Below are 16,953 nucleotides of genomic sequence, written 5' to 3'. Positions count from 1 at the left end.
GGTAAACTAGTGTTTCAGGTATTGTTATCCTGAAATTTATGGCTAGTCTTCTACTATCAACAGTTACATTAGCTAATGAGTTATGCATAAGCCTATCCGTAAAAATATATCCTTGCCCAGCTTTCATTGTAATGGTGTTAACCTTAATTTTTTCTTCTCTAGGATTAAATATAGTTTCACACGCATATCTAGAGTCTAATTCCTCCAACCGAGCAATATCACCAATCCTTTTAAAGCTATCATAAGCTACTTTCCCAAAAACTGAATCTTTGAATGGAACCTTTTTAATTGGATATTGCTTATTATGTGTCCCTTCAGCAACCTGCATCGCTCCGTTTTCAATAGTTACATCATCTAATGCAATCCAACATGACAGATTAAACAATTTTCCATAGGTATCATAACCAACAGGAGGAAGTAACGCTGGCTTAAAAATCCCATACTCCTCACCAGCAAATAAGCTAGATTGATGCCAACCTAAAGCGCCATCACCAGGTGCTTTGTGAAATATAGACGTCCTCCAAACCATTAAATCACTACCTAAAAGGGATTTAAGCCTCTCAACCACTTGAGGCCGATAGACCATCAACATTAAATTTCTATAATATAAATGCCAATCTCTATGAGTACATCTTCCATAAATTGGAGAAAGTAGTTTCTGATCTTCTAAAATTTTATTAAACGTTTTTTTAAAATCTCTAATTTCGTCTTTATTGATTATATTAAAAGGCTCAGTATATCCTTTAGTATGAAAATCATCCATTTGTTGAGCTGTTAAACTGAATTTGCTCTTATTCATTATTATCTCCTTTTATAATAACCTTTAATTACTCTAATACTTATATGGCTTGTTTAAGTAGCTACACTCCTAACATTTAAAACATTTTCCTAAGGGCATAATTTCTAAATTAGAACTTATAGTTTGCACTTAGTACTATCTCATCTAATGTCTTTGGCTAATCACGCTTCTATTTACAATCTTATCCTTCATAAAGCTAACAGCTTTAGTTACTGAAACATCTGTTGCTTTTTTGTTACAACTAATTGACACCAAGCCTCCTTTTCCTTTAAATGCATATGGGTCAAAAAAGGAGCTACTTGGCCTCGGTAATTCAAAAGCATGCGTAGCATCATCAAAATGTATGTGCTTTGTTCGTAATTTGCTGTCTTGTGGTAAAAAATCAATCAAGTTAGCGCAATCTTGTGGATCATCATATTCATCGTGACCTCCCGAAATTACCAATAAAGATTTATTTGGCTTTACCTCTTTAAAATCATAACCAGGTATCTTATTATAAGCCCAACAAACAGGATAATTGGCAATCAATGCTGTCAAATTATGGCTTAAAACATTAGTGTCGTTAGCTATTAACATTGCTAATACTCCTCCCCAAGAGAAACCAATAAAGCCGATTCTATCTGTGTCAATATCGCTTCTACTGGTTAAATACTTTACAGCGCCATAAATATCAGGAAGTGTTTCTTTTACATGTTTTGGCCTAGAAAGTCCTCCGTCAAGCCCTCTCGCTGCCCACATATCAATTTCCAGTGTTGCAATATTTGCATCATTAAATGATTTAGAATACTTATAACCTCTTTCATCAATTCCCCCGGAACCGTGTGCAATTATAATAACAGGCGCTCGTTTAACATTTATAGGTACAGATAATTTAGCCGCTACGGTATGAGTTTTAAGTTCGTTTTTATCTGAAATAGATGAAAAAGAAACATAATTATACTTGACCTTAGGAACGACTATATTTTCAGCAAAACTAATTGGAGCTACTAGAGTTAAAAAAAATATACTCATAAATTTATAACGATAGCACATGATCATACTCCTCTGATTTATCCGAACAAATAGGAGTTTTGATAGCATCAAAAGCTTTATTTAAATCATCAATAATATCTTTAGGATTTTCCAATCCAATAGAAAGACGGATTAAGTTTTCAGTAATTCCATACCTCTCACGTTCTTTAATTGTATATTTTCCATGCGTAGTAGTTGCAGGGTGAGTAACCATTGTCTTTGCATCACCGATATTCGTACATCGACTTATAAGTTCAAATGAATCAATGATTTTCCAAGCTTCAATTCGTCCTCCTTTAATTGAAAAGGTAAGAATTGGCGAATGCCCTTTCTGTTGCTCTGAAATTAAAATTGCTTGGGAGTGTTCGGGGTCAATTGTTGAATTAACTGATACGATCATATCTTGAACTTTGAGCCAATTATAAACCTTAATAGCATTACTTTGGTGTTGTTGCATTCTAGCGTATAATGTATCCATACTTTTACTTAATAACCATGCATTAAATGCACTAAGACAGGTGCCTGAACTTCTCAAATAATCTTTTAAGGGTTGAATCAACTTATAACTGCCAGAAATAGCTCCACCAACCACTCGACCCTGCCCATCAATAAATTTTCCTACTGAATGAAGTACTAAATCAGCACCAAATGCTAACGGCTGCTGGAATACTGGGCTCAACAATGTATTATCAACAACAAATATTGCTTTCTGTTCTTTAGCTATAAGGCTAAGCTGCTTAATATCGGCTACAGCTAATATTGGATTAGTTGGGGTTTCAACAACGATTAGCTTTGTATTATGTTGAAGCTCTTTCTTCCAACCATTAATATCATCAACATCTACAACTGATGCTGTAATACCAAAACGTCCAAAATATTGTCTAAACAAGTGTGTTGTTGTACCAAAAATACCGCTAGCTAATAGAACATGATCTCCTTGTTTTAAAAAAGTTATCGCTATAGCCAAATAAGCTGACATACCAGAAGAAAATGCAACTGATGCTTCAGCTCCTTCAAAAGTAGCTAATTTCCTTTCAAATAAATCAACTGAAGGATTAGTAAATCGACTGTAAATATTCCCCTGAGTAACCCCTGAAAACCGGTTAGCTGCCTCTGAAGCACTATTAAAATCATAAGCAGATGTTAACGCTATAGCTTCTGAATGACTATCATCTAAACAATCGATACGTTGATGTATAGCGCTAGTAATAATTTCCATATAAATTTTCCATTTTAAGCTTCGGGTGGGGGATTGACTAATTTGATCTCGTCACTTTTAAAAGAGAAGTGTATTATTAATGATAACAACATAGATGTGATACAAAGAAGCGTTATCGCTATAATAACAATGTCGTAGCTTTTATAGACTTCAACAGCTTTACCTCCTCCCCATATTGTTAAAAACACTGCGATTTGATGCACAGTAAATAAAGATCCAAACATTTTTCCTTTAATTTCAGCGCCATATTGTTGTAAGCACATCATTGACGTAATGATGACAGTTCCCATATAAGTCAGACCAAAAACAACGGCAAAAATAATGAACATATTTATTGTTTCAGCATAGAATATAACGGCCATTGAGATGGTTCTAAGGGCATATAGAAATGCGAGCAACAACGCTGAAGCATAAAACCTTAACATCCAACCAACAATAAACGCCCCAATAAGCTCAAAAGCACCAATAATACTTAATGTAGATGCAATAATTATTGATTTAGTATCATTTTCAAACAATCGCTCTGTCATCAATGGTACTAACTGAACATCAATAAACGCCATTGATGCTCCGCATCCAGCAAACGAAGCTGCCATTAATATAAAAGGAAGTTTTAACAGTTGATCTGCTGACTTTACCTTTACTGAAGAGGACGTTTTTTCATGTTTAGGCAATTTTAAAGACAACCAGTAAATTGCAGGTGTAATTAAGAATGCAAATAATATTGCGATTCCTAAACTAACTTCCTGCCAGCTTGCAAATGTATTTAGCCATACCCAAAATGGAGATAAAATCATGAAACCAATTGCTGTCCCATTTGTTATAGTCGCATAAGCCATCCCCTTTTCTTTATTAGAAAAAATGTGATCGACAAGCATACCAAGCGGAACAAAAGTCATAGCTGCTAGGGCGTAAGCTCCTAAAACCCCATATAACAATATAAACATGGAATATGAGTTGAGAAAACTAAATGATGTAAATACAACAACAGTTGATATAGTCCCAGATAATATTGCTTTCACAGGTCCAAACCTGTCACATATATATCCAACGACAGGAGATATAACACCTATAGTTAGGCCAAAAATTGCTCCTGAAAAAGCAAACTCTCCTTGAGTTACGCCGAATAAATGAGCTAAATCTAAAAAGTAAACTTGATAACTTCCTTTAATAGATGAAGCAAAGAACGTAATTAATATTCCAATAGATATTGATGCCAGAGCCAGACTTCGTTCTACTTTCATGATTACACAGCTTCCATTTGCTCGACTTTTTCTAGCTCTAAATGTTCATAGACTCCTTGATACATATTATAAAAAAGGCGGCAAGTGTGCTCTATTGCCTCTAAAACCTCTTTTTGCATCTCCTCTGTATCACATAGATCAGCAAGTAAAGACTTACCCTGTTCTACATGTCCAACATCTTCTTTTTGATGTACCGAAAAAAATAATAAATCCTCATCTGTTAATTTATAAACTTTACCTAATATATTGTGCCTAGCATCTTCACCGATAGTTTCTAGATTCTGTCCTTCACTTGCTACTAAGACAGCAGCAGCTCCGATATGATATAACCCGCTCGACCTACAGGCTCTCATTCTGTAATCTATTAACTCTTGAGTGGAAGCTAATGCAATTGCTGAATCACGCTCTTCATCTGATATACCAATAGCTTTAATAAAGTCTTGCATTAAAGCCACATGATTTTTAGTTTTAGATAAAAAACCTGTTTCTTCTTCATACATGTTATTCAATAATCGTTTTTTATGCCTAGGCAAAGGACAATAAAAAAATAATGTTTCAATATATTCTAAAAAGTTTTTAGTTAGTTGATAACCTTGCAAAGTCGTAGTTTTAAGTAGTTCTCGATTAGGATTATCTTCATTCATTAAATGTTTAAATATTGGATGTCCTAATGTTCGATGTTTATCGAGAATGTTATGCATTTCTCTTTTGAAAGTCTCTTTATTTAACATAATATTTCCTTATTGAATGTGTGAGTAAAACTTATCTAAGAGATGTTGAGTTTTCTGTTTCATAAAACAGCCTGAATATGACATTCCATTAAATCTACAATAATCGTCTAGTTCACCATAAGTCTGAAAGCCACTTTTAACCCAAATTTTATGCCCTATGCTATTTGCTCTGACATCAAGAGTTAAAAGTTCGATTTTTCGTTCCATACAAAAACTAGCAATGTGAGCTAATGATTTTTCCAGTAAGCCTTTTCTTCTATATTTAGGGTGGATAAGACCTTTTTGTAAGTCACAAATATGTTGAGTAGTTTGCTGATGATTTAGCTTCAAATTACAACAAACAATTAATTCATCCTGATATATTGCAACTAGCAAGATCAAAGCCCCTACATTAATTTCAGCCTTAATTTTTTCTGTGTATTGATTAACTAAATCTGGATTTGAAAAGAATTCTTCATCGAAACCTAATATAGCGTCATCTTTTAAGGTAATGGAAAGAAGCTTTACCCAGCTATCTTTGATCGATTCAAATGCATTACCATCGCAAATTAATTTAAATTTTGTTTCCATAGTCACCTATTCTTTAATTCATACAATCAATAAATTAAGTATGTTATAGATTTAAGGTCTTGAGAACATAAGAAAGCGACTGAAAAAACAGCGAATTACGACACATAAATGGTAGTTGTTGCATTAATTGTTGGTAGATGGGGATCATAAATCCCAAAATGATGAGAAGTGATTTTAAGTAAATCTTGATGGTTAGTCTGTAGGGGGTCAACAAAATTGGCTACTGCGATAGACGAAAGTGAGTCTGTGAAATGACTATATCGTATCTAAGCTATCTCTTTAGAAAGGCTGCATGGCTTATATAAATAGACTGAATATAGCAGATTTAATCTAATCACTCAGCCCAAACCTCAAAGTTTTTTAAGAACAAACTAGGGTAAAATAAACAAAAGGAATTATTATGAAAATTTCTTCTTATTATACTTAGCTATACATTTTACCGGTACCAGGAGGCCCCCATAAAATCATTGAGTGGATCTGTCCGGCTTCTAACGCGCGACGCAATGGCTTACCAACACCTAATAGATGCTGCTGACCAATGTATTGCTCAATATTTTGAGGGCGCATTCTAGCAGCAAGGGGACGAAAATCGTCCCCTGCTGAAAAATATAAACTGAATTATCTTTCATTAGCGTTGATCGTCAATATCAACACCTTCTGGCACTGTAAAAGTGAAATTACTTTGTGCTGGTTTTTTCGCTTCAAATTTCGTAAAGCTAAAGTCACTACGTTGTCCATCTTGCTCTACAACAGAGAATCCAGTGACATTACCTGATGGCTGTATATTGACAATAAAGTCGCTTTTTACTGCTGAATCAGATTTTGGAGACACCGTAAACGCATCACCATTTTGTGTCACAGAATAATTACCCCAATCAGAAGATTTATTACGTGTTAATAACACAAATGGGGTCTGTGTTGTGGCTTTTTCAAGTCCCATTAAGGTTACTTGCTCAACAAATGGATTGTAATACCACAATGTTTCGCCATCAGTGACTAATAAATTCTCATCAGGCGTTTGAGTATGCCAGCGAAATAAATTAGGACGTAAGATCTTCACATCCCCTTCGCCTTGCATTAAAACATCCCCTTCTGGGCTCACTACTTTTTGAGTAAATACCGCTTCAAAGCCAGCATTTTGATTTAAACGCTCAGTCAATTCACTTTGAGGAGACGCCAAAACTGCTGCACTAAATACACTAGAACTTAATAAACACAGAGAAACTAAAAACTTTTTCATCAATAATTTTCACTTATCTAATAAAAATAATACTAATTCGATTAATCGCCACTGCCTACTGGAGGTGGCGCTATCACTTCACGGTTACCATTATGGCCCGGAGTACTAACAATGCCATGCGCTTCTAATTGTTCAACGATACGAGCGGCACGGTTATAACCAATTCTGAATTGACGTTGCACCCCAGAAACAGAGCCACGACGTGAAGTGGTTACAAACTCAACCACTTGATCAAACAGTTGGTCTAGCTCTTCTTCGCCTTCTGGTTTCTCACCAGGAAGTAACGCTTCAGCACCTTGTTCGCTCTTAGTAATCGCATCAATGTAATTTGGACGACCACGCGCTTTCCAATCATTAACCACTGCATGTACGTCATCATCCGATGCAAAGGCACCGTGAACACGAACGGTATGGTTAGAACCCGGTGCTAAGTAAAGCATATCACCCATACCAAGTAGAGATTCAGCACCACCTTGGTCAAGAATGGTTCGAGAATCGGTTTTAGTTGATACCGTAAACGCAACACGTGTTGGGATGTTTGCTTTAATCAAACCAGTAATAACATCAACCGATGGGCGTTGGGTTGCCAAGATTAAGTGAATACCTGCTGCACGGGCTTTTTGAGCCAAACGAGCAATCAATTCTTCTACTTTCTTACCAACAACCATCATCAAGTCAGCAAACTCATCAACAATCACAATGATAGATGGCAGTTTTTCTAGCAATGGTGGCATTTCATCCATGCTGTCACCCGGTTTCCATAATGGATCATGAATTGGGTGCCCTGCTGCTGCTGCCATTTTCAATTTATCATTAAAGCCTTGTAGGTTACGAACCCCTAACGCTGACATTAATTTATAACGACGTTCCATTTCACCAACACACCAACGCAATGCATTACCTGCATCTTTCATGTCAGTCACAACTTCAGTCAATAGATGTGGGATTCCTTCATAAATAGAAAGTTCCAACATTTTTGGATCGATCATGATAAAACGTACATCTTCTGGGGTCGCTTTATAAAGCACACTCAAAATCATGACGTTTACACCAACCGATTTACCAGAGCCCGTTGTACCCGCAACCAGTACGTGAGGCATTTTAGCTAAATCAGCAATAACCGCTTCACCGGCAATATCAAGCCCCATAACAACGGTTGTTGGTGATTTTGCATTTTTAAATGTATCACTGCCAACCACATCAGAGAAAAATACCGTTTGACGATTAAAGTTAGGCAACTCTAGGCCAACATAAGGCTTACCTGGGATCACTTCAACAACACGCACTGCCATTGCCGATAAAGAACGCGCTAAATCGGTTGCTAAACCAGAAATACGGCTTACTTTTACACCAGGCGCTAAATCTAGCTCAAATCGTGTGATCACAGGACCAGGGAAGATATCCACCACTCGTGCTTTAATTTTGTAATCAGCCAGTTTTGCTTCAACCAAACGAGCGGTATGCTCTAGTGATTCTCGAGATTCCATTTCTGCACGGGTATCTGGAGCAAATAACAAATCCAAGGTTGGCATCGGAGATGTTGGTTTCGGTAAATTAGGCTCAGAGTTAACTAAGAACGGATTCTGTAGTGCCGCTTGCGTTGCCTTTTCTTTAGCAACTAATGCTTGGAACGCAGCAATATCCGCATCTGAATGCGTAGGCTCTTCTTCAACTGTTAGCTCTTCGTCTCTAGCGTCTTCAACTACCGCCTCTTCAATCGTAACACTTCTCGCAGACAAATGAGGAAGCTCACTTTCTTCTATTTCAACAGTTTCAATCTCTTCTGTAGAAGAATCGAACGCATTAATGTGTAATTCATTAAGCGTTTCAGGTTGCACCTCTTCAACGGCGCTAAATGCAGGTAGCGTCTCTTCTTCCAATGCATTGAATGATTCTTCTTGTTTTAAGTCTTCAATTTCAACTTCTTGCTCAAGTGCAGAGAAACTCGATTCATTAGTAGTATCAATTCCCTCTTTCTCATCTAGGTTATCTTCAAGCTCAATAGAAGGATCAACGGATACCGCTCTGTCTGATATTTCCTCAAGATCATTATCAAATACTGGGTTCTCAAACTCATTTCCGTATTGTTCATTATATTGGGAACTCAATGACTCAAGTATACTCGCTTCAGAATCAGCAACCATTGCCGCTGAACTCACTGTGGCAACAGTAGCTGTAGGGAATGACTGCTCAGCGTTTACTTGACTTAATAACGGATCTTGGACTAATGCTTCATTATCCAGCTCTGCAATAGTCGCGTTACTGCGCATAGATAAATTAATACCATCTTCTAAGCTCTCAGGGACGATCTGCTCTTGTGCTGCCATAGAATAAACAGGTGCGTCTACAGAACTATAAATACTGTCAGTATCCGTACTTTCCATTTCTACAACTGGTGTCGTTTCCGTCAACTCAACTATAGGTTCAGAAACAGATTCATTTACTGTCGAGAATAGAGGATCATCAGAATAAGCAGTCTCTCTTTCAAAGTGGCCAACATTACTTGTTTGCATTTCCTGCGGAGCATTGGCAAACATAGATAACTCACGAGAAGAAATTTTGGGTGTCTCAAATGAGTCTACCGCTTTCGAAAATTCAGCTTCATCCTCTTTCTCTTCATGACGATGCTCATGTTCGACTTGGTACGTTTCGTCTTCGGTTTTTCTCACTTTATTAACAATACTTCTGATCCCTTCTAGTGCGAAACCACCAAGGTTATCAACAATAGTTAGCCAAGAAACCCCTGTGAATAGCGTCAAGCCAGCTCCCCACAAGAACATAAAGATAAGTGTTGAGCCAAGTAAATTCAAAATAGGCGTTGTTATGCTTGTCAAGACATCGCCAACCACACCGCCTGATGAGAAATACCATAAATCATCGAAGCTTGTATCTGCTAATGCACAGCTAGTTAAAAAGAGAATAAGTAAGCCTAGAATACGAGTTCCGATCATCATAAGATCTAACTCTTCATTTTCCTCTCGCTCTTTTTTACGAAAAGCTATCCAAGTGCAACCTAGTAAGATTACTGGTAGTAAATAAGCCAAAGACCCAAAGGCAAAGAAAAGCGTATCTGCTATCCACGCGCCAAATGACCCGCCTACGTTTTCTACGGTTCCAGTCCATGATGTTTGAGTCCATGATGGGTCTGCAGGATTAAAGCTAAATAAAGAAATAGTAATAAAAATCGTTGCTAGTAAGCCAACGATAAAACACGCTTCTTGCAAACGCTGATTACCATTCAATCGCTCTTTATCAGGCTCAGCAACCGCTTCAACTTTTAGTGTACTCAGCTGCATTTTTCTTTCTGAAATCTTTTCTTTAATCTTTGTAAACAAAATACTATCCAATGTTACTGTGCTTAGATTTAGTCATCCCTCTCACTATGGGTGAATGCATTTAAGAGAAAAGAAGCAAGGATCACTAAATCTATAGAAATTAAAAACAAGTCGAGCGGCAGAACGCCGCTCGTCATTACTTAAAAGCGTATTAGATAGAATATACCTAATCGCCTTTAAGCTCTTCAAGATTTTGTAAATTAAAGAAAGAAAAATCTCTAATTTACTACCTTGATTCAATTAGCGAGTTTTAATCACTAAATGATTGGTTTGTTTTACTTCTTCCATTACCACATAAGTACGAGTGTCATTAACACCAGGAAGACGCAATAGTGTATCACCAAGTAAACGACGATAAGCACTCATATCTGATACACGAGTCTTTAAAAGGTAATCAAAATCACCTGAAACTAAGTGACACTCTTGAATATCATCTAGCAGTTGAACCGCTGTGTTAAATTGCTCGAACACATCAGGGGCACCACGATTAAGCGTGATTTCAACAAATACCAATAATGATGCATCAAGATATTGTGGATTCAACAAGGCAGTATAGCCATTGATGTACCCTTGACGCTCTAAACGACGAACACGCTCTAAACACGGAGTTGGCGACAGGCCTACTCTTTTAGATAATTCAACATTTGAAATTCGTCCATCTTTCTGGAGTTCATTTAAAATATTGCGATCGATACGATCCAGATCCTTGGAAGGTTTCTTATTATCTACCATTTTTTATTCCACCTTATTACTTCCTTGCAAAAAAATATACTACAACTTTTTAATATTTAGCATCAAATTTTGCTAATTACAAATTATACTAGTTAAAAATTCGAAACAAAAACCCTACAAGCAGTCAAAATAACTATTACATAAAAGGAAATCAGGATGATCATTGGCGTACCTAAAGAAATAAAAAATCATGAATACCGCGTTGGCATGATCCCAGCGAGTGTTCGCGAATTAATATCTCATGGCCATACCGTTTTTGTCGAAACAAAAGCAGGCTCTGGCATTGGTTTTACCGACGATGACTACATCGCGGTAGGCGCATCTATCCTTCCTACAGCTGAAGACGCTTTTGCTCAAGCTGACATGATTGTTAAAGTTAAAGAGCCACAAGCAATTGAACGAGCAATGCTACGTGAAGGGCAAATTTTATTCACGTATTTACATCTTGCACCAGATTTTCCACAAACTGAAGACCTAATTAAGAGTAAAGCTGTCTGCATCGCATATGAGACTGTAACAGATTATATGGGTCGTCTGCCACTATTAGCACCAATGTCTGAAGTTGCTGGACGAATGTCTATTCAAGCAGGTGCCCAAACTCTTGAAAAATCGAATGGGGGCCGTGGTTTACTTTTAGGCGGTGTCCCTGGAGTTGAACCGGCAAAAGTCGTCGTCGTTGGCGGTGGTGTTGTTGGTGCTAATGCTGCACGAATGGCGGTTGGAATGCGTGCTGACGTGACGATTTTAGATCGTAACATTGATACACTTCGTGCTTTAGATGAAGAGTTCCAAGGCCGTGCCAAAGTGGTTTATTCGACCGTTGATGCAATTGAAAAACATGTATTAGAAGCTGATCTAGTTATTGGGGCGGTGCTTATTCCTGGGGCTGCAGCACCTAAACTGGTTACCGCAGATCATATTAAACGTATGAAACCTGGGGCAGCTGTTGTTGATGTTGCTATCGACCAAGGCGGTTGTTTCGAGACCTCTCATGCAACAACACACGCTGACCCTACCTACATTGTTGATGAAGTGGTTCATTATTGTGTCGCCAATATGCCAGGGGCCGTTGCGCATACCTCTACTTTTGCGCTTAATAATGCAACCCTTCCATACATTATTAAGCTAGCAGATAAAGGCTACAAAGCTGCACTTCTTGAAGACAAAGGCTTCTTAGATGGCTTAAACGTTATCCACGGTAAAGTTACATGTAAAGAAGTCGCAGAGAGCTTTGATTTAGAATATGTCTCTCCAGAAACAGTACTTACCGCTTAAAAGACATATCCTATAACAAAATCATTTGAGGGCACCTACTATGGCGCCCTTTCTTTACGCCAATAAATTCCATACAATCATCTGATACTAAAGGATGATGAACACCTCTGTGCTCCCTACCCTTATTTTCTGTTTTCATTGATTTTAGCTCGGAGATCTTATGAGCAACGTAAAGCATTCTAAATTATTGATCCTTGGCTCTGGCCCTGCAGGCTACACAGCAGCAGTTTATGCCGCTCGAGCGAACCTTAATCCTGTGATGATCACAGGCATGCAACAAGGCGGACAGTTAACGACCACCACAGAAGTTGAAAACTGGCCAGGCGGCGCTGCAGATATGACAGGGCCTGGCTTAATGGAAGAGATGAAAGCTCACGCAGAGCGTTTTAATACTGAAATTATTTTTGATCATATTAATGAAACCGATTTTAGCCAGCGCCCTTTTCGTTTGAAGGGTGATTCTGGTGAATATACGTGTGATGCATTAATTATCTCTACAGGTGCATCTGCTAAGTATCTAGGCTTAGACTCAGAAGAAGCATTTAAAGGCCGTGGCGTTTCAGCTTGTGCTACCTGTGATGGTTTCTTCTACCGTAACCAAAAAGTAGCGGTTGTTGGTGGCGGTAATACCGCAGTTGAAGAGGCTCTGTACTTATCAAATATTGCGGCTGAAGTTCACCTAATTCACCGTCGTGATTCATTCCGTTCAGAGAAAATCTTAATTGATCGTCTAATGGAAAAAGTAGAAAACGGAAATATCATTCTTCATACCGACCGTACATTAGAAGAAGTACTCGGTGACGATATGGGTGTAACAGGCGTAAGATTAAAAGACACAAAATCAGACGTAACTGAAGACTTAGAAGTCATGGGCGCATTCATTGCTATCGGTCACCAACCAAATACCGCTATTTTCAATGGCCAACTTGATATGGAAAATGGCTATATCAAAGTAAAATCAGGCCTTGAAGGCAATGCTACTCAAACCAGCATTGAAGGTATTTTTGCTGCAGGCGATGTCATGGACCACAATTACCGTCAAGCAATTACCTCTGCCGGTACTGGTTGTATGGCAGCATTAGATGCAGAACGCTTTTTAGATGCGTTAGAAGCAAAAGAAAGTTAAACTATCTAAGTTAACGTTAAACCCGAAGCAAATACTTCGGGTTTCTTTTGCTCATCTTATTTTACTGATGTACATATGGTTTCTTATATTCAAATTATTAAAAAAGAAATCGTAACGTAGATAAAATAATACAAAACGTAAGCCTTCATATTATGGATAAAAATCAACAACGCGAGTTAGGACAATGGCTCAAAGGTCAGAGTAAACTTGCAAAAAAATGGCTAACCCTCTCTATTGGGCTTGGCTTTCTTTCTAGTCTTTTTCTCATAGCACAAGCGGCATTACTTGCTGACATCTTGCATCAACTTATCATTGAACAAGTTGATAAATATGAACTTATCTCCCACTTTATTGCCATTCTTGCCATTGTTGCTATTCGTGCAGCCTGCAGTTGGGGCCGTGAAGTCGCAGGTTATCGTTGTGGCGAGCACATTCGCGTTCATATTCGTCAATTAATATTAGATAAACTGCAAGAATTAGGTCCTGCCTACATTAAAGGGAAACCGGCTGGCACTTGGGCAACACTATTGCTTGAACAAGTCGAAGATATGCAGGACTTTTTCTCTCGCTATCTTCCTCAGATGTCTCTTTCTGTTTTAATTCCTTTCGTTATTTTAATTGTTGTTTTCCCACAAAACTGGGCTGCTGGCTTAGTGTTCTTATTAACAGCACCATTAGTTCCCTTATTTATGGCGCTCGTTGGTATGGGAGCGGCAGATGCTAACCGTCGTAACTTTAAAGCACTGCAACGCCTATCAGGCCACTTTTATGATCGTCTACAATCGATGACGACCATTCGTTTATTCAATAAAACAAAACAAGAAACCGAGCATTTACACGGTGCATCTGAGATCTTCCGTAAACGAACGATGGAAGTATTAAGGCTGGCTTTCTTATCGTCAGCGGTATTGGAGTTCTTCACCTCTATTTCTATTGCTATCGTTGCTGTCTACTTTGGTTTTACCTTTATTGGTGAGTTAGATTTTGGACATTATGGAACCACAGTAACCTTATTTACTGGTTTATTTATCCTTATTCTTGCCCCCGAGTTTTACCAACCATTACGAGATTTAGGGACATTTTATCATGCCAAAGCACAGGCCATTGGTGCCGCAGAATCTCTGGTTGAATTCTTAAATACAGACACTAACACGCAAACAAATGGTGATAAGAAAGTGTCTGATTCAACAACGCTTGATATTCAAGTTACCGATCTCATCGTTACAACACATGATGGTAAAAGATTATTAGGCCCTATTAGCTTCCATTTGCTTGAAGCTTCTCAGACGGCTTTAGTTGGCCCAAGCGGCGCAGGTAAAACCAGTTTAATTAATGCCATATTGGGTTTCTTGCCTTATCAAGGTAGCATCAAAATTAATGGCACTGAACTGTCTGAACTAAATCAAAAACAATGGTATCAAGATATTAACTGGGTTGGTCAAAACCCAACCCTAGTTCATGGCACTATTGAAGAGAATATGACCTTAGGTAAACAAGGAATAACTCAAGAACAACTTGATTTAGCAAGCAAACAAGCCTTTGCCAATGAGTTTATTGATGAACTTGGTTACCAGCACGCTATTTCAGATCGCTCAGGTGGTTTATCTGTTGGGCAAGCTCAACGTTTAGCGTTAGCTCGTGCACTGTTACAACAAGGTCGTTTATGGATTTTAGATGAACCAACAGCCAGCCTTGATGCAAAAAGTGAACGTCTAGTTATGAAAAGCTTAGACGAAGCAACTCAAGGATTAACAACACTGATGATCAGTCATCGCCTAGACCAATTGCACGCAATGGATACGGTGCTAGTTATGGATAAAGGCCAAGTGGTTCAATCTGGCTCATTTGATGAAATTAAAGACTCCGGCTTATTTGCAACCATGCTTGCCGCAAAACAACCAAAGCAAGGTGATCTTGATGCGTGATTTACTGCCTTATATTAAATTATATAAAAAACACTGGTTCGGCCTAACTTTAGGTATGCTACTTAGCTTTGCTACTTTGTTTGCATCAATAGGCTTATTAACGCTTTCTGGTTGGTTTATTTCAGCCTCAGCGATTGCTGGATTAACCATCGCTCGTGAAACTTTTAATTACATGTTACCTGCAGGCGCTGTACGTGGTTTCTCTATTGGTCGAACAGCAGGACGCTGGGGTGAACGAGTAGTAAGCCATAATGCGACCTTTAAGCTCCTAACTGAACTGCGTATTTTCTTCTTTAAAAAGTTAATACCACTCATTCCTGGTCGCTTTTCAAAGCTGCGTGATGCCGACTTATTAAACCGTCTCGTAGCAGATGTAGATGCGATGGATCATGTCTACCTACGACTTATCAGCCCTATAATTGTGGGCACATTAGGCATTATTGGCTTAACCGCTTTTCTTGCGTGGTTTGATGTCACTATTGGTCTTACCCTTGGTGCTATCTTATTTGCGCTGCTCCTTATCTGGCCAACCCTGTTTTATAAACTAGGTAAACAAAACGGTGCAGATCTGACACACAATAAAGCCACCTTAAGAATTAAAACCTTAGATTGGCTTCAGGGTAACGCTGAACTGCGTATCTTTGGTGCTGAAGAGCAATACCAACAACGTATTTTAGATGCTCAAGTCGCACTGCTATCAAATCAACGTCATATGGCAACGTTGACTGGCTTAGCAAATGGATTATTGCTTTTAGCTAATGGCTGGACTCTACTGCTAATGTTGTGGATCTCTGCCGATGGTATTGCCGGTATGACACCAGACCCAATGGTCGCAATGGTTGCCTTTGCAACGATGGCAAGCTTTGAATTATTGATGCCAATTGCTGGTGCTTTTCAATATCTAGGACAAACGTTAAGCTCTGCTCGTCGATTAAACGAAATTATCACAGCAGAACCTGATACTGTTTTTGATGACAATGGCGTGACTCAAGAGATAAAAGGTAATGTAACGATTTCAGATGTAAGTTACCAATACCTAGATGCTGATACCGATGCGATTAAACACATTTCATTAGATTTACTGGCCGGTCAAAAAATGGCCATTGTCGGCCAAACGGGATCAGGCAAATCAACCCTTCTGCAATTATTGACTCGTCAATGGGACCCAAAATCAGGGTCAATTTATATTGATGGTGTTCAGCTACCTAAGTGGAAAGAATCAAGCTTACGTAGTGCAATGTCGGTTGTTAGCCAACGTGTTGATATTCTTAATGGTTCATTAAGAGATAATCTTTTACTTGCCAACGATACCGCAAGCGATGAAGAGTTAATTAAGACACTAAGTAAAGTTGGCCTAGACGATCTTACTCCTGACGAAGGCTTAAATACGTGGCTTGGCGACGGTGGCCGTCAACTTTCTGGTGGTGAGCGCCGTCGAGTAGGTATTGCACGCGCATTACTGCACAATGCTCCTATTGTTTTATTGGATGAGCCAACCGAGGGGTTAGATCAGAAAACAGAACAACAAATCATGTCAGTTTTAAATGAGCACATTAAAGATAAGACGGTTGTCTTTATTACCCACCGTTTAGTGAACCTTGAGCAAATGGATAATATCTGTTTAATGGACCACGGTGAAATTGTAGAGCAAGGCACACACAGTACACTGCTATCGCTGAAAGGCGCATACCATCAATTGTGGCAACGTTTTTAAACAATACTGACACCAGTTTGCTGATATAACTA

General features: G+C 38.4%; 13 protein-coding genes and 2 pseudogenes. 4 read left to right on the top strand and 11 right to left on the bottom strand.

Going from position 1 to position 16,953, the window contains the following annotated elements:
• From PVK70_RS17650 to lrp, 11 genes and pseudogenes are all read right to left on the bottom strand, one after another.
• A partial coding sequence (locus tag PVK70_RS17650) for a phytanoyl-CoA dioxygenase family protein (RefSeq protein WP_274441689.1) occupies positions 1 to 799 on the bottom strand: 799 nt, incomplete at its 3' end.
• A 144-nt stretch (positions 800 to 943) separates the two neighbouring features.
• Positions 944 to 1,831, bottom strand: a complete 888-nt coding sequence (locus tag PVK70_RS17645; RefSeq protein WP_274441688.1) for a dienelactone hydrolase family protein — start codon at positions 1,829 to 1,831, stop codon at positions 944 to 946.
• Complete coding sequence (locus PVK70_RS17640) at positions 1,815 to 3,029, bottom strand: aminotransferase class I/II-fold pyridoxal phosphate-dependent enzyme (RefSeq protein WP_207216423.1); 1,215 nt, start codon at positions 3,027 to 3,029, stop codon at positions 1,815 to 1,817. The genes PVK70_RS17645 and PVK70_RS17640 overlap by 17 nt, the downstream gene beginning before the upstream one ends.
• Before the next feature lie 14 nt (positions 3,030 to 3,043).
• Positions 3,044 to 4,273: an MFS transporter gene (locus PVK70_RS17635; RefSeq protein ID WP_130049286.1), complete on the bottom strand. Its 1,230-nt coding sequence runs from the start codon at positions 4,271 to 4,273 to the stop codon at positions 3,044 to 3,046.
• Between the two features lie 2 nt (positions 4,274 to 4,275).
• Complete coding sequence (locus tag PVK70_RS17630) at positions 4,276 to 5,004, bottom strand: TenA family transcriptional regulator (protein ID WP_130049287.1); 729 nt, start codon at positions 5,002 to 5,004, stop codon at positions 4,276 to 4,278.
• Between the two features lie 9 nt (positions 5,005 to 5,013).
• The gene (locus PVK70_RS17625) at positions 5,014 to 5,574 is read right to left on the bottom strand and encodes a GNAT family N-acetyltransferase (RefSeq protein WP_130049288.1); all 561 of its coding nucleotides are present in this window, start codon (positions 5,572 to 5,574) and stop codon (positions 5,014 to 5,016) included.
• A gap of 423 nt (positions 5,575 to 5,997) precedes the next feature.
• A complete protein-coding gene (locus PVK70_RS17620; protein ID WP_165367241.1) occupies positions 5,998 to 6,141 on the bottom strand; it encodes a hypothetical protein in 144 nt (47 codons plus the stop codon).
• Between the two features lie 61 nt (positions 6,142 to 6,202).
• Positions 6,203 to 6,814 (bottom strand): outer membrane lipoprotein chaperone LolA, encoded by a 612-nt coding sequence (gene lolA, locus PVK70_RS17615; RefSeq protein ID WP_130049289.1) that lies wholly within the window; start codon positions 6,812 to 6,814, stop codon positions 6,203 to 6,205.
• Between the two features lie 41 nt (positions 6,815 to 6,855).
• Positions 6,856 to 8,418: pseudogene (locus PVK70_RS19130) on the bottom strand (DNA translocase FtsK); the annotation flags it as partial.
• Between the two features lie 1,164 nt (positions 8,419 to 9,582).
• Positions 9,583 to 10,110 (bottom strand): annotated as a pseudogene (locus PVK70_RS19125) (DNA translocase FtsK 4TM domain-containing protein); the annotation flags it as partial.
• Between the two features lie 279 nt (positions 10,111 to 10,389).
• Entirely contained in the window at positions 10,390 to 10,881 is a 492-nt protein-coding gene (lrp, locus tag PVK70_RS17605) for a leucine-responsive transcriptional regulator Lrp (RefSeq protein WP_130043199.1), read from the bottom strand.
• 156 nt (positions 10,882 to 11,037) lie between these two features.
• Here lrp and ald point away from each other — a divergent pair, with 156 nt between their 5' ends.
• The 4 genes from ald to cydC all read left to right on the top strand — a co-directional run bounded on the left by ald (position 11,038) and on the right by cydC (position 16,921).
• Entirely contained in the window at positions 11,038 to 12,156 is a 1,119-nt protein-coding gene (gene ald / locus PVK70_RS17600; RefSeq protein WP_130049291.1) for an alanine dehydrogenase, read from the top strand.
• Between the two features lie 160 nt (positions 12,157 to 12,316).
• A complete protein-coding gene (gene trxB / locus PVK70_RS17595; protein WP_130049292.1) occupies positions 12,317 to 13,282 on the top strand; it encodes a thioredoxin-disulfide reductase in 966 nt (321 codons plus the stop codon).
• 152 nt (positions 13,283 to 13,434) lie between these two features.
• Entirely contained in the window at positions 13,435 to 15,207 is a 1,773-nt protein-coding gene (gene cydD, locus PVK70_RS17590; protein ID WP_130049293.1) for a heme ABC transporter permease/ATP-binding protein CydD, read from the top strand.
• Positions 15,200 to 16,921: a heme ABC transporter ATP-binding protein/permease CydC gene (gene cydC, locus PVK70_RS17585; protein ID WP_130049294.1), complete on the top strand. Its 1,722-nt coding sequence runs from the start codon at positions 15,200 to 15,202 to the stop codon at positions 16,919 to 16,921. Before cydD ends, cydC begins: the two co-directional genes overlap by 8 nt.
• Positions 16,922 to 16,953: the final 32 nt, after the last annotated feature.

This window comes from Aliivibrio sp. A6 (assembly GCF_028765505.1).
Classification (GTDB): Bacteria; Pseudomonadota; Gammaproteobacteria; order Enterobacterales; family Vibrionaceae; genus Aliivibrio; species Aliivibrio finisterrensis_A.
Note: the sequence above shows the minus strand (reverse complement) of the source record. Positions and strands in the feature narration are given on the sequence as shown.